This is a genomic window from Arthrobacter sp. R1-13, assembly GCF_054161475.1.
Genome location: NZ_CP096420.1, coordinates 2,566,711 through 2,580,810, shown reverse-complemented (window position 1 = coordinate 2,580,810; position 14,100 = coordinate 2,566,711). Strand labels below are relative to the sequence as shown.

12 protein-coding genes are annotated in these 14,100 nt (G+C 62.0%); 10 read left to right on the top strand and 2 right to left on the bottom strand.

From position 1 onward, the window contains the following. Nucleotides 1–14: 14 nt before the first annotated feature. On the top strand, nucleotides 15–1,253 hold the full coding sequence (locus tag M1D88_RS11815; RefSeq protein ID WP_458111053.1) for a CapA family protein: 1,239 nt from the start codon (nucleotides 15–17) through the stop codon (nucleotides 1,251–1,253). 15 nt (nucleotides 1,254–1,268) lie between these two features. On the opposite strand, the gene M1D88_RS11810 is transcribed toward M1D88_RS11815, so the two are convergent. After that, nucleotides 1,269–1,946 carry a type 1 glutamine amidotransferase gene (locus tag M1D88_RS11810; protein WP_458114509.1) on the bottom strand — a complete coding sequence of 226 codons (678 nt, stop codon included), beginning with the start codon at nucleotides 1,944–1,946 and terminating at the stop codon, nucleotides 1,269–1,271. A 59-nt stretch (nucleotides 1,947–2,005) separates the two neighbouring features. Further along, nucleotides 2,006–3,310, bottom strand: coding sequence for a MurT ligase domain-containing protein (locus M1D88_RS11805; protein ID WP_458111052.1), 1,305 nt, complete (start codon nucleotides 3,308–3,310; stop codon nucleotides 2,006–2,008). A 91-nt stretch (nucleotides 3,311–3,401) separates the two neighbouring features. Between M1D88_RS11805 and pdxT the strand changes: the two genes are divergently transcribed. The 9 genes from pdxT to M1D88_RS11760 all read left to right on the top strand — a co-directional run bounded on the left by pdxT (nucleotide 3,402) and on the right by M1D88_RS11760 (nucleotide 13,372). Continuing rightward, nucleotides 3,402–4,160 carry a pyridoxal 5'-phosphate synthase glutaminase subunit PdxT gene (gene pdxT / locus M1D88_RS11800; RefSeq protein ID WP_458111051.1) on the top strand — a complete coding sequence of 253 codons (759 nt, stop codon included), beginning with the start codon at nucleotides 3,402–3,404 and terminating at the stop codon, nucleotides 4,158–4,160. Between the two features lie 3 nt (nucleotides 4,161–4,163). After that, a complete protein-coding gene (locus tag M1D88_RS11795; RefSeq protein ID WP_458111050.1) occupies nucleotides 4,164–4,919 on the top strand; it encodes a YebC/PmpR family DNA-binding transcriptional regulator in 756 nt (251 codons plus the stop codon). A 9-nt stretch (nucleotides 4,920–4,928) separates the two neighbouring features. After that, nucleotides 4,929–5,504 carry a crossover junction endodeoxyribonuclease RuvC gene (ruvC, locus tag M1D88_RS11790; RefSeq protein ID WP_247040160.1) on the top strand — a complete coding sequence of 192 codons (576 nt, stop codon included), beginning with the start codon at nucleotides 4,929–4,931 and terminating at the stop codon, nucleotides 5,502–5,504. 85 nt (nucleotides 5,505–5,589) lie between these two features. Next, nucleotides 5,590–6,234 (top strand): Holliday junction branch migration protein RuvA, encoded by a 645-nt coding sequence (ruvA, locus tag M1D88_RS11785; RefSeq protein WP_458111049.1) that lies wholly within the window; start codon nucleotides 5,590–5,592, stop codon nucleotides 6,232–6,234. Then, nucleotides 6,227–7,315 (top strand): Holliday junction branch migration DNA helicase RuvB, encoded by a 1,089-nt coding sequence (gene ruvB, locus M1D88_RS11780; protein ID WP_458111048.1) that lies wholly within the window; start codon nucleotides 6,227–6,229, stop codon nucleotides 7,313–7,315. The genes ruvA and ruvB overlap by 8 nt, the downstream gene beginning before the upstream one ends. A 231-nt stretch (nucleotides 7,316–7,546) precedes the next feature. Next, complete coding sequence (yajC, locus tag M1D88_RS11775; RefSeq protein WP_458114508.1) at nucleotides 7,547–7,942, top strand: preprotein translocase subunit YajC; 396 nt, start codon at nucleotides 7,547–7,549, stop codon at nucleotides 7,940–7,942. A 116-nt stretch (nucleotides 7,943–8,058) separates the two neighbouring features. Continuing rightward, the gene (secD, locus tag M1D88_RS11770) at nucleotides 8,059–9,816 is read left to right on the top strand and encodes a protein translocase subunit SecD (protein WP_458111047.1); all 1,758 of its coding nucleotides are present in this window, start codon (nucleotides 8,059–8,061) and stop codon (nucleotides 9,814–9,816) included. After that, nucleotides 9,817–10,845, top strand: coding sequence for a protein translocase subunit SecF (gene secF / locus M1D88_RS11765; protein WP_309107142.1), 1,029 nt, complete (start codon nucleotides 9,817–9,819; stop codon nucleotides 10,843–10,845). It abuts the gene before it with no gap. 133 nt (nucleotides 10,846–10,978) lie between these two features. Beyond that, a complete protein-coding gene (locus M1D88_RS11760; RefSeq protein ID WP_375164755.1) occupies nucleotides 10,979–13,372 on the top strand; it encodes a RelA/SpoT family protein in 2,394 nt (797 codons plus the stop codon). The last annotated feature ends 728 nt before the right edge of the window (nucleotides 13,373–14,100 follow it).

The window sequence follows — 14,100 nt, the reverse complement described above, 5'->3', positions numbered from 1 at the left end:
GTAGGATGTCGAACATGTCAAGCAATTCCAGGAAACTTTCCCATGGGCTCGCCGCGGTCTCAGCCGCAGCGGCGCTCATGGTTTCGACGGCAGCCTGCGGAGTGATCGCCGACCAGGACCGTGAGGCAACGACGTCGGCAGCGGCGGCCCCGGCGACCCTGTCACCTTCCCCAACACCCACTCCGACGCCGACCCCCGGCAAAGGCCCGGAATGCCCCACGCTGCGCTGCGCTTCTGTTCTGGTCACAGGCGACATGCTTGTGCACACGCAATTGTGGCAACAAGCCCAGCAGGACGCAGCCGCAGCCGGAAAGCCAGGGCTGGACTTCGTTCCGCTCCTGGAAGGTCAGCGGCCGTATATCCAGCGGAGCGACCTCGCAATCTGCCATCAGGAGACGCCGGTAGCCGGTCCTGATGGCCCCTTCTCGGCCTACCCGTCGTTCAACGTTCCCCCGCAGATCATCTCCGCGTCCAAAGCGGTGGGCTATCAGGCGTGCACCACGGCCAGCAACCACACCATTGACCGCGGAACCGAGGGCCTGGTCCGCACTCTGGATGCCCTTGACGCTGCCGGGCTGAAGCACACCGGCTCGTACCGGACGGAGGCCGAGGCGCAGGGAATTCTCATCCTCCCTACTCCGGCGGCGAACATTGCCGTCATCATCGGCACCTATGGGCTCAACGGCCAGATTCCGGAGCAGGAATGGCAGGTGGACATGCTCGACGCAGCCACCATGATCGCCAAGGCCAAGAAGGCCAAAACCATGGGTGCAGACATCGTGCTGGGAGTCATGCACGCAGGCGATGAATACGCCAGCGAGGCGAACGCCCAGCAGCAGGAGACCGCCCATGCACTGGTGGACAGCGGCGAATTCACTATGATCTACGGGCATCACACCCACTCCGTCCTGCCGATCGAGCAGTACAAAGGAACGTGGATTGTCTACGGTCTGGGCAACGGCGTTACGGAGTTGTCGCCCTGGTACCAAGTCAACAACGAGGGGTTGTTGGTCCGGGCGCAGTTCAGCCAGGACGCTGCCGGAAAATGGACTGCGGCAGATCTTGCCTGGGCCCCTTCGGTTATTGTCAGTGACCCTTACAGGTGGTGCTCGATTGCTTCGGACGCGCCGCAAGGACCATGTGCAACACCGGCCGAGGACGCCGCAACACACCAGCGGACCAAGACGGTCGTGGAGTCAATGGGAGCGGCAGCAGCGGGCGCTCACGAACTCCTCATCAGCAAGGAGCCCTGAGCGCGAGGTGGTGAGCTAGCGGGGCCTGCGCCCTGCGTGTTCCCTCGCAAGGACTGCGAAACGGTCATCCGGTGCACCGGTTGTGAAGCTTCCGTATTTACGTTCGACGGCGGTGCGGATCAGGAAATCGGCGATGGCCGGATTCTTGGGCAGGAGTGAACCATGAAGGTAGCTGGCCACAATGTTCCTGTAGCGGGCCCCTTCCTGCCCATCGCTGCTGTTGTTTCCGGTGCCCTTGGCCGTGGTCCCCAGAGCGCGGACGCCGGGACCCAGGGTGGTTTGGCCGCTGTGATTCTCGTAGCCAAGGATTTCCCCGAACTCCTCGGATTCGACCTTCACGTTTCCGATAAGCCGTTCGTCTGTGCCGTGTGTTTCCACGTCCAGGACGCCGATGCCGGGAATGACTGCACCCGTGCGCGTCTTGAAGAAGCGGCCAAAGAGCTGGTACATGCCGCAGATCAGCAACATCGGCGTGCCATCCTCGGCAAGTTCCTGCAGCCTTGACCCCCGGCTCAGGAGATCGGCCTGAATAACCAGTTGCCCGCTGTCCTGCCCGCCGCCGCCAACGATGAGGTCCGCATCGTCCGGGAAGTCGTCGCCCACGTTGTATTCGAGCAGTTCCGGAGTGTAGCCGTGCCAGGCCAGGCGCCGTTTCAGGACAAGGGCGTTGCCCCAGTCGCCATAGATGTTCATGTCCCGCGGATACAGCTGCACGACACGAATGATGCCTTTGTTCTCCAAAGCCTCCTGCGTCAAGAGACCACCTCCACGGTCGTGATCTTGGACAGCTCCCGGCGGATGGCCAGCATCGCTGTATATGTGCAGAATATCCGTTTCGGCTGGTCCTTGGCGTCCCGGATAAAGGCTGCCAGAGCGGAAGTGATGTCGGTGTTGACCTCACCGACAGGGACCTCGTCGTACTGAAGCCGGAGCGCCATGTCGTAGGCACGGGAGCCGCTCAATTGCTCGACGCCGCTGTTACGAAGGGAATCGAATTCGACGTCCCAGAGCCATGACATGTCGCGGCCGTCAGCGTAATTGTCGTTGATGGCAATCATGGTGGCGTACCCCCCTGCGGGGAACGACTTGAGACCCAGCCGGAAGCCGCTGGGATTCTTGACCAGGACCAGGTCAAGGGGGAGCCCGTCCACAATCAGGCTCTCGCCCCGACCAAAAGCAGGGGCCACGTTGGAAAGCGCCGACAGCAGCGACTCATGGTTCGTAGGACCGGACCCCTGCCCTACGATGCAACGGGCCAGCGTGAGGGCAGCGGCAGCGTTGAAGATGTTGTACACGCCGCGAAGCTTCATATGCGTGGTGACGATCGCGCCGTCGTACTCAAAATCGGCGTCATCCACACCCGTGCGGCGAAGCACGACGTCGGCATGCGGCCTTTCCGGTACAACCGGCACCGGGCTGCCGGGACCGGCACGCATGTCATCGTCATTGGGAAAGGTGCTCAAGAGTGAGTCATCAAGACCGAAATAGCGGACCTCGGGTCCGCCGGACCCCGGCTGGGCCAGTGCAGAAGCAATCCTGGCCACCCTCGGGTCCTCACGGTTGAGCACCACCGTGCCAGTGGTCTTGGACGCAACGTGTTGCAGCAGCTCAGCTGTCTTGTCGATCTCTCCGAACCGGTCCAGCTGGTCGCGCAGCACGTTCAGGAGCAGGCTGTAACGCGGTGGAACCCTGTTCACAAAATGAACCGCATGGGCTTCGTCAAGCTCCAGCACAGCGATATCGGCATTAAGTCGTCCGCGCCAGTCCACTTCTCCCAGTAGGGCGGCCGCAACGCCACGGGTGAAGTTGCTGCCGGTGCGGTTCGTGAAGACCGTCAGCCCCTGGCTTTCCAGCAGTTCCACCACCATTTTGGTTGTGGTGGTTTTGCCGTTTGTGCCGCTGACGACGGCCACGCCGTGGGGGAGCGTGGTCAACGTCCGCGCCATAAAACCGGGGTCAATTTTTTCGACCACCAGGCCGGGAAAAGCCGAGCCGCCTCCCCTTAGCCGGGTGACCCGGCGCACGAGCTTTCCAAGGGGGACGCTGAAGAAAAACATGCTCCGAATATATCCCAGCACAGGCATGCACTCTTGCCGGGCCTTGTCCCTGCTGCGTCAGGAGCCGCTTGCGGGAGATTATGCTGGATGAATGACCAATCCCACTTCCCAGGAATTTTCGCTGGATTCCGCGCGGGGTTCATCGCTGTCCTCTTCATGGTCAGCAGAGGAATCATCAAGAGCAGGCGCAGGCCTTCGCATCGGCGTCCTGGCGCTGCAAGGTGACTTCCGGGAGCACCTTCACGCCGCCGAAGACGCCGGCGCCAAGGGCGTGGCAGTCCGGCGGCCGAAGGAACTCGACGATCTGGACGGCCTCATCATTCCAGGCGGCGAGTCCACCACGATTGACAAACTTGCCAGGATTTTCGAGCTGACTGAGCCGCTGCGGGAAAAGATTGCCAGCGGGCTCCCCGTGTACGGTTCCTGCGCCGGCATGATCCTGCTGGCCGACGAAATTGCCGATGCAGCAAAGGACTTGTCCGGGAATCCCCAGCAGACCTTTGGCGGGCTGGACATGACGGTCCGCCGCAACGCCTTTGGGCGCCAGCGCGAATCGTTTGAGACCGACCTTGAGTTCAAGGGACTCGAGTTCAGTGCCACAGGTACCGGCGTTGCTCCCGTGCATGCAGTGTTCATCCGTGGTCCGTGGGTTGAGCGGGTAGGCCCGGCCGTGGAGGTGCTGGCGCAGGTGGAACCGGCCAACGCCGCCCACTCGGAGGCCCTGCACGGGAAGGCTAGAATTGTTGCAGTGCGTTCAGGTCACCTGCTGGCCACCTCATTCCACCCGGAAGTGACGGGGGAGAAGCGTGTGCACGAACTGTTTATTCGAATGATCAGAGGAGAAGCGTAAAGCATGTCAGGCCACTCCAAATGGGCGACGACCAAGCACAAGAAGGCCATCCTCGACAGCCGGCGGGCCAAGTCGTTTGCCAAGCTGATCAAGAACATCGAAGTCGCAGCTCGTATGGGCGGGCCGGATCTTGCCGGAAACCCGAGCCTGGAACTCGCCGTTACAAAAGCAAAGAAGACCTCCGTCCCGGCTGACAACATTGACCGGGCCATCAAGCGCGGCGCCGGCCTCACCGGTGAAACGGTTGACTACACAGAGATCATGTACGAGGCCCGTGGCCCCCAAGGCTCGGCCCTGCTGATCGAGTGCCTGACGGACAACAAGAACCGTGCCGCCTCCGAAGTACGGCTTGCCATTTCCCGCAACGGCGGCACCATTGCCGATCCCGGTTCGGTCAGTTACCTCTTTTCCCGGAAGGGCGTTGTATCGCTGCCCAAGAACGGCCTCAGCGAGGACGATGTCCTGATGGCCGTGCTGGATGCCGGCGCCGAGGAAGTCAAGGACAACGGGGACACCTTCGAGGTCCACTCCGAGCCCACTGATCTGCAGGCCATCCGCGATGCCCTCACCGAGGCCGGAATCGAGTACGACACCGACGAAGCGGAGTTCGTGCCGTCCATGCAGGTTCCGCTGGATCTCGACGCCGCCAAGAAGTTCATGAAGCTCGTGGACGCGCTTGAAGAGCTCGACGACGTTCAGAACGTCTACAGCAACGCTGACCTCAGTGACGAAGTGCAGGCCGCCCTGGAAGCCGAGTGATCTAGGGCCTTGCTCCGCGTACTGGGGGTTGATCCGGGGCTCACGCGATGCGGTATCGGCGTCGTGGATGTTGAAAAAAACCGCCGTGCAACCATGGTGGCTGTGGGTGTTGTGGGTACCTCGCCGAGTGAGACGCTGGACCAGCGGCTGCTGCTGATCGCCACGTCGATCGATGACTGGCTGGACCGTTACGAACCCGATGTCCTGGCGGTGGAGCGTGTTTTTTCGCAACTGAACGTCAGTACCGTCATGGGTGTGGCACAGGCGTCCGGAGTGGTGATCGCCGCCGCGGCCCGGCGGGGAATCCCGGTAGCCCTCCACACGCCGTCGGAGGTTAAGGCAGCCGTGACAGGCAGTGGCACCTCGAATAAGGAGGCCGTCACCAAACTGGTCACCAAGATCCTGCGGCTTGACGCTCCGCCCCGTCCTGCCGATGCCGCAGATGCGCTGGCCTTGGCCATAACCCACGCTTGGCGGGCGGGCAGCGGGGCTGCAGTGGCCACGACGGGTCCGGGAAGCCTGTCACTCACCCCGGCACAACGTGCATGGGCTGAAGCGGAGGCCAAGGCGCGCCGTGCACGGTGAATGGATGTTAGTCGTTCGGGTATTAGGGTATTCGTAAGTATGTTCGGATAACCGGTTAAGCCGGTGGTATTTCAGGAGCCCGGCCTTGATCAGTTTTCTCCGCGGAACAGTAGCTCACGTCGGACTGTCCAGTGCCGTCATCGACCTCAATGGCGCCGGCATGAGCGTCAACGCGACACCCCAGACACTCAACAGGCTGCGCCAGGGCGAAGAAGGAAAGCTGTTCACATCGCTCATCGTCCGTGAGGACTCCCTGACCCTCTTCGGTTTCTCCAGCGATGATGAACGCGAAGTCTTCGACGTTTTACTGAGCGTCAGCGGTGTTGGTCCCAGGCTGGCGTTGGCGGTCCTGGCTGTCCACGACCCCGAGGCCGTCCGCGTGGCCGCGCACTCAGGCGACGGCAAGGCTTTCACCAAGGTGCCGGGCATCGGTCCGAAGGTTGCTGGCAGGATCGTGCTGGAGCTGGCCGGAAAACTCGTCCCGCACGGGACGCCCATTGGAGCTGCGCCTGCTGCCGTTACGGTCACCGCCTGGAAGGGCCAGGTGGTCGCAGCCATGACCAGCCTGGGATGGTCCGAAAAAGACGCCACCGCCAGCATCGAAAAGGCCCTGGCCGATTCACCGGAAATCGCGGAAAAGGGCAACGTGGCGGAAATTCTGCGAACCACGCTGCGCTGGTTGGGCCAGGACGGCGCCCGCGCTGGCAACAGAGTAGGCAGCCGTGGCTGAGCCCTCCCTGGTCACCGGGGGCGAAGAGCCGGAAGAGCGGGTCATTGAAGCCGCCCTCCGCCCGAGGAACCTTCACGATTTCGTGGGGCAGCACCGTGTCCGCAAGCAACTGTCGCTGGTCCTTGAAGCGTCGCGGATGCGAGGACGCAGCGCCGACCACGTACTCTTTTCCGGGCCGCCCGGACTCGGCAAGACCACCCTCGCCATGATCGTCGCGTCTGAAATGAACGCTCCGTTGCGGATCAGCAGCGGTCCGGCCATCCAACACGCCGGTGACCTCGCAGCAATATTGTCCTCGCTCTCGGAGGGGGAAGTACTGTTCCTGGACGAAATCCACCGCATGTCCAGGCCTGCTGAGGAAATGCTCTACATGGCCATGGAAGACTTCCGGGTTGACATCGTGGTGGGCAAGGGAGCCGGTGCCACAGCTATTCCACTGGAGCTGCCGCCGTTCACGCTGGTGGGCGCCACGACTCGCGCAGGCCTCCTTCCCGGCCCCCTTAGGGACCGCTTCGGCTTCACTGGCCACCTTGAGTTCTACTCCGTGGAGGAGCTGGAACTTGTACTTCGCCGTTCAGCCGGGCTCCTGGATCTGAAAGTAAATTCGGCGGGCTTCAGCGAAATCGCGGGCCGTTCACGGGGCACGCCGCGAATAGCCAACAGGCTCCTGCGCCGTGTCCGTGACTGGGCGCTCGTGCACGGCATTGACCAGATCGACGCGCGTGCAGCCTCGGCCGCACTGGACATGTATGAAGTGGATACGCGAGGCCTGGACAGGCTGGACCGCGCCGTCCTGGAAGCACTGATCACCAAATTCGGCGGAGGACCGGTGGGTCTCTCAACTCTGGCTATCGCCGTGGGGGAGGAACCCGAGACTGTGGAAACGGTCGCCGAACCCTTTCTTGTGCGTGAAGGGCTGCTCGGGCGTACACCCCGGGGCCGAATCGCCATGGGACCGGCGTGGACGCACTTGGGGTTTGCCATCCCTCCCGGGGCCTTCGGCCAGGAGCCCCTGGATCTCTTCGACGGCGCCCAGGTTGGCCAGGATCCAACTGACGAGTGGATTCGGAACGGTCAATAGCACCGCTGCCGCGTGTTTCCCTTTAGACTGGTATGACGCTCGGCACGTTCGGGTCTTTATTTCTGTGCGCCGGCTCCAATGAGTCGCCCGCCGGCATGGTCTCCTGCCGGGCAGATGGAAGTGAAGCGGACGTTGCTGAAAAACAGTGACGCAAGTACAGAACGGAATTTTCCTGTGTTCGGAAATATCTCTGCCCAGGCCCAGCCGCAGGCCGGCGGCGGCATCGACTTCATGACCATCCTGCTGTTCGCGATGCTCGGTCTCTTCATCTTCATGATGTTCCGCCGCAACAAGAAGACGCAGCAGCAGCAGGCCAAGCTGCAGTCGCAGTTCGAACCGGGGGTTGAGGTCATGACGAGCTTCGGTCTCTTCGGCCGTATTGTCTCGATCGACGATGCCGAAAACAAGGTTGTCCTGGAGCTGTCTCCGGGCCACCTGGCAACAGTGCACCGCCAGGCCGTGACCAAAATCGTTGAGCCTCCCGTTACGGATGAAGAGCCCACAGCTGTTCCCGATGACGCTTCCTCCCTCACCGCCCAGGAAACTGATGCCGCTCCCAACCCGGTTGTGGAGACTCCTGACGAGGCCGGGAAGCGCCTCAATGACGAGGGCAAGAAGGACATTTAGTCCGACGTTCCGTCAGCTCCCGCAAAGTAACGATCCTACGGCTGCGGGCCGCCGCCGGTAAGTGTGCTGCAAAGCACCTGCCGGCGGCTCCTCCGTAATTAATAGAAAGATCCACAATGGCACGAACTGGCCCCAAAAACTCAGCACTCCGGGTGCTGGTCTGGCTTGGCGTTATCCTGGCAGTCCTCACGGCTGTCCTGGCTGGCGGCACCATGGCCGGCCAAGCGAGCTGGGCTCCAAAACTTGCACTGGACCTCGAGGGCGGCACCCAGATGATCCTGGCGCCCAAGGTTGAGGGCGGTTCGGACATCAATGAAGAGCAGCTGAACCAGGCTGTAGCCATCATTCGCCAACGCGTGGACGGCTCCGGTGTCGCGGAAGCGGAAATCAGCACGCAGTCGGGCCGGAACGTTGTGGTCAGCCTTCCTGGCACGCCGTCCTCCCAGACCCGCGCACTGATCCAGGCTTCCGCAGACATGAACTTCCGTCCAGTGCTGCAGGCGGGTCCGGGTGCTCCGGTTCCTGCCGAACAGCAGACCCCGGAGGACCAGCTGCCCAAGCCCACTGCCGAGCCCACCAACGGCAGTGACATCAACTGGGTAACCCCGGAGATCTACAAGCAGTTCGAGGCGCTTGACTGCGACAACCCGGCACAGGACAAGCAGGAGCGTTCCGATCCTGCGAAGCCCCTCGTCACGTGTGAGCCCGCCACCGCAGCCCAGCCTGCCATCAAGTACATCCTCGGACCGGTCGAAGTGAAGGGCTCCAACATTGAGTCCTCCTCCTTCCAGCTCCAGCAGGGTGCCCAGGGTGCCGTTACCAACGAGTGGGCTGTCAACATCCAGTTCGACGCCGAAGGCACTGCAAAATTCAAGGAAGTTACCGAGCGCCTCTTCCAGTTCTATACGGCCGCTGGCGGCGAAGCCGGTTCAGATCCCAAGTCCCAGTTCGCCATTGTGCTGGATGACCAGGTGATCTCCGCTCCGCGGTCCCTGGCCGTTATTACTGATGGTCGCCCGCAGATCACCGGTGGCTTCACTGAACAGACGGCAAAAGCACTCTCGGACCAGCTGCGTTTCGGTGCACTGCCGATCAGCTTTGAAATCCAGAGTGAGCAGCAGATTTCCGCGACCCTTGGCGGTGAGCAGCTACGGATGGGCCTCTTGGCAGGTGTCATCGGGCTGCTCCTGGTGGTGGTCTACTCCCTCTTCCAATACCGGGCTCTGGGCCTCGTGACCATCGCTTCGTTGGTAGTGGCGGGTGCACTCACTTACCTGGCCATAGCCATCCTGGGCTGGACAGAAAACTACCGCCTGTCCCTTGCAGGCGTCGCCGGTATCATCGTGGCCATCGGTCAGACAGCCGACTCCTTTATTGTCTACTTTGAACGAATCCGTGATGAGCTTCGTGAAGGCCGGGGACTTGTCTCGGCCGTGGAAAACGGATGGAAGCGTGCCAAGCGGACAGTGCTTGCGTCCAAGGCAGTGAACCTGCTGGCGGCTCTGGTGCTCTACTTCGTGGCAGTCGGCAACGTACGTGGGTTCGCCTTCACGCTCGGCCTGACCGCCATTGCTGACCTCATCGTGGTCTTCATGTTCACGCACCCCACCCTGCGGCTCCTCGCGCGGACCAAGTTCTTTGGCGAGGGCCACAGATTCTCGGGTCTTGACCCGGAGCGGCTGGGCGCTGTTCCCCTGTATCGCGGTGCCGGACGGGTACGGAGCCCCGAGGACAGGCCTGCAGCTGTTCGTGCCAAGAACGCCGGCGCTGCTGCGGAAGCAGAGCGCAGAATGACCATTGCAGAACGCCGCCACGCGGAAAAGCAGGAGCAGCTCGCCGGTTCCTCCAAGAGCTCGGCCAAGGAGGGCAAGTAAATGTCCAATACTTTCGCAAATTTCGGCAATGAGCTCTACACGGGCAAACGCTCGTACGACTTTGTCGGTTCCAAGAAGATTTGGTTCCTCATAGCTGCTGTTGCGGTTGCCCTGTCCATCCTGCTTCCGGCGGTCAAGGGCGGCTTCAATCTGGGTATCGAATTCCGCGGGGGGTCCGAGTTCACGGTATCCAACGTGCAGAACACCGACACCACGCTGGGAACCAAGGCGGTCCAGGACGTCGTCGAGGGTAGCGTTCCCCGTGTAGCGAACGTTGCCGGTACCACCATGCGCATCCAGACAGACAAACTGACCGATGAAGAGACGCTGGCCATCAAGGAGGGGTTGACCACCGCCTACGGCGTTACGGACAACGAAGTTACCTCCACGTTCGTCGGTCCCACCTGGGGCGCTGACGTCACGCGCCAGGCATTGGTGGGCCTGCTGGTGTTTGTCGCCTTCGCGTCTGTCCTGATGGCGTTGTACTTCCGCACCTGGAAGATGTCATTGTCGGCCATCGCAGGCATGTTGGTGACGATGTTCATCACGGCGGGCGTCTACTCCCTCAGTGACTTCGAAGTGACCCCTTCGGCAATCATCGGGTTCCTCACGGTCCTCAGCTACTCGCTGTATGACACCGTGGTGGTATTCGACAAGATCCGCGAGAACACTGCCGACCTTGATGCCTCCACCCGCCGGACCTTCGCTGAGGAGGTCAATCTTGCCGTCAACCAGACGCTGGTGAGGTCCATCAACACCATGATGGTGGCGATCCTCCCTGTGGGCGCCATCCTCTTCATCGGTGCGGGCTTGCTTGGGGCCGGAACCCTGCGCGACCTTTCCCTGGCATTGTTTGTCGGGATCCTGATCGGCACTGCGGCAACCATCTTCATAGCCGCGCCGCTGTACGCATGGCTGCGGGAGAGGGAGCCACAGCTCGTCAGCCAGGCCAAGAGGGTGGAACACCGCCGCCACGATGCTGCCGCCAGGGCTGCTGCTTCCGCTTCCTCGGAAACAGCTTCCGCCTGATTGTTGTTTTTTGGATGGGCCGGGCTGCGTCACTATGACGCTGCCTGGCCCATTGGCGTTTGCACCCGGTTATCGAAGTGTCCTGCTGCGGGAATAGACTGGAATAATTAAACAGGTCGTGAGGGGTGCTTCATTGGAAGAACGTTCGACGTCGGCGGCAATGGCAGACGGAAATGCCGATCCGGGCCAGGCTCCACAGGCTGGCGTGGTGGCTTCAGTGCGCCCCGGACCGGGCGTCCCCGTCGATAATCCCGGCCTGCGCCAGACGTTCCCGGGACGACGGGAGCGTACGCGTTCCCGTCTCGCCCGGCTGACGGGAAGGGGCGCCATCACGTATTCGCCCATCCTCGAACCGCTGCTGCGAACCGTGCGGGTGAACAATCCCAAAGAAGATTTTGACCTCATCCAGCGGGCGTTCATCGTGGCCGAGCGCAGTCACCGCGGCCAAAAACGCAAAAGCGGGGATCCGTACATCACCCATCCCGTGGCCGTGGCAACCATCCTGGCCGAGCTTGGCCTCAGCGGTGCTACCCTCGCCGCAGCGCTGCTCCACGACACTGTAGAAGACACGCCCTACACCTTGGCTGATCTCAAGGCGGATTTCGGGCCGGAAGTGGCGATGCTGGTAGACGGCGTCACCAAACTGGACAAGGTCAGCTTCGGCGAGGCCGCCCAGTCCGAGACAGTCCGCAAGATGGTTGTGGCCATGGCCAAGGACATCAGGGTCCTGATGATCAAGCTGGCCGACCGCCTGCACAACGCCCGCACCTGGCGGTTCGTTTCGGCCGAATCCTCGGCACGGAAAGCCCGGGAAACCCTGGAAATCTTCGCACCGCTTGCGCATCGCCTCGGCATGAACACCATCAAGTGGGAACTCGAGGACCTTTCCTTCGCTGCCCTCTACCCCAAGGTGTACGAGGAAATCGTCCGCATGGTGGGGGACAGGACCCCGGAACGTGAAAAGAGCCTGAGCGTCATCCGAAACCAGATCACTGAGGATCTGCGGACGGCGAAGATCAAGGCCACTATTACAGGCCGGCCCAAGCATTACTACTCGATTTATCAGAAGATGATTGTCCGCGACAAAGACTTCGACGACATCAACGACCTCATGGGCGTCCGGGTCCTTGTGGACTCGGTCCGCGACTGTTATGCGGCACTCGGCACGTTGCACTCCCGGTGGAACCCCCTGCCCGGCCGGTTCAAAGACTACATAGCCATGCCGAAGTTCAACATGTACCAGTCTTTGCACACCACAGTGATCGGTCCCGGCGGGAAGCCTGTCGAAATCCAGATCCGTACCCACGAGATGCACCGCCGGGCAGAATACGGCGTCGCGGCTCACTGGAAGTACAAGGACCAGCCGAACAGGACGGCAGCAGGGCCTGGAAGCCCGCGCGACGGCGACATGGGCTGGCTCCGTTCCCTGGTCGACTGGCAACAGGAAACATCCGATCCGGGCGAGTTCCTCGATTCCCTGCGGTTTGAGATCAACGCCCGGGAAGTGTTCGTTTTCACTCCCAAAGGTGAGGTCATGGCGCTGCCGGCCGGCTCAACCCCCGTGGACTTCGCCTACGCAGTGCACACAGAAGTGGGCCATCGCACCATCGGCGCCAGGGTCAACGGCAAGCTGGTGCCGCTCAACAGTGAACTTAATCACGGCGACTGGGTGGAGATCTTCACCTCCAAGGCTGAGGGGGCAGGTCCCAGCCAGGACTGGCAGCATTTCGTCAAGAGTGCGCGGGCACGGAACAAGATCCGTCAATGGTTCAGCAAGGAACGCCGGGAAGAAGCCATCGACCGTGGAAAGGACCTTCTTACCAAGGCGATGCGGAAGCAAAACCTTCCCCTGCAGCGGCTCATGACCCATGACGCCTTGGCAGCCGTCGCCGAGGACTTGAAGTACGCTGACATTTCCGGGCTTTACGCCGGGGTGGGGGATGGGCATACGTCGGCCCAGTCCGTGATGGAAAAGCTTGTTGAGAGCCTGGGCGGGAAAGAAAGCCCCGACGATGACCTCGCCGAAGTCAGCATCCCCACTCAGGTCACGAAGGCCCGGTTCTCCGATTCCGGTGTCATTGTCCGCGGCGTGGGGGATGTCTGGGTGAAGCTGGCGCGCTGCTGTACGCCTGTTCCACCGGATCCGATCCTCGGTTTTGTGACCCGCGGTTCCGGTGTATCGGTGCACCGGACCGACTGCACCAACGTCTCGGATTTGAAGGACCAGCCGGACCGCATCGTGGAAGTGGACTGGGCTCCGACCCAGTCCAGCGTCTTCCTCGTGGAGATCCAGGTGGAAGCCCTGGACCGGAAGTCGCTGCTTTCGGACGTTACCCGGGTCCTGTCTGAGAATCACGTCAACATCCTGGCGGCCAGCGTGCATACTTCAACTGACCGGGTGGCCATTTCCAAGTTCGCCTTCGAAATGGGTGACCCCAAGTACCTCAGCCACGTGCTGAGTGCCGTGCGGCGAATCGACGGCGTCTTCGACGTCTACAGGACCACGGGCAACAGGCGCCGCAACTAGCCCGGCCCTGCCTTGCCCTGAGCTACCGGTGAGCTGGCTGAGCTTCTCCAAGGCCGCCTTTTTGTGAGGAACTCTTGGTGTTGCCTCAATGGCCAGGACCAGCAGGCGCAGCCGTACGTTCAGTTCGGGACGATCCAGCAGTTCCTGGAGGGCCGGGATTGCCCGGACCGGTTCCACGTGCAGTGCTATATCCAGCGCTGTGCGCAGGGGAGTGGAGACCAGTAATCCGCCAAGACTGACCACATCGCACGGGCCCAACCGGACTTCGTGCAAGGTGCATCCCCGAGTGGATCGAAGGCTGGACACGCGACGTTTTGCATCCACAAGCAGTGCCAGGCGATCCGGTTCGGGAGCGCACCCATAGATCCAGGCAGCAGTCATGCGGCCCGCCACCACCCGTTGCCTGATTGCCTGGGGCACTGCGAACGCCGCAGCCCTTGCCCTCAACTGCGGTGTTTCAGGTGTCCCGGGCACAAGGTAACCGCGCTGGAAAAGCTGCGTCAGCACGCCGTCGGACGCCATGGCCTGCAGCTCAGGCCAGGAGAACAGCCGGCCGGGAAAAAGCAGCTCCGCGGATACGGTTGCGGCAGCATCCACGGAAGGCGGCGTAGCTGCACTCCCCAAGGAGCCTGCCAGGGGCGAAAAACGGGAGGTGGTGGCCATTGAGCAATCTTCCCGTGCCCTGCTTGAACGGGACAGTCCCGGCAGCGGTTATGTGGAAAACCCGG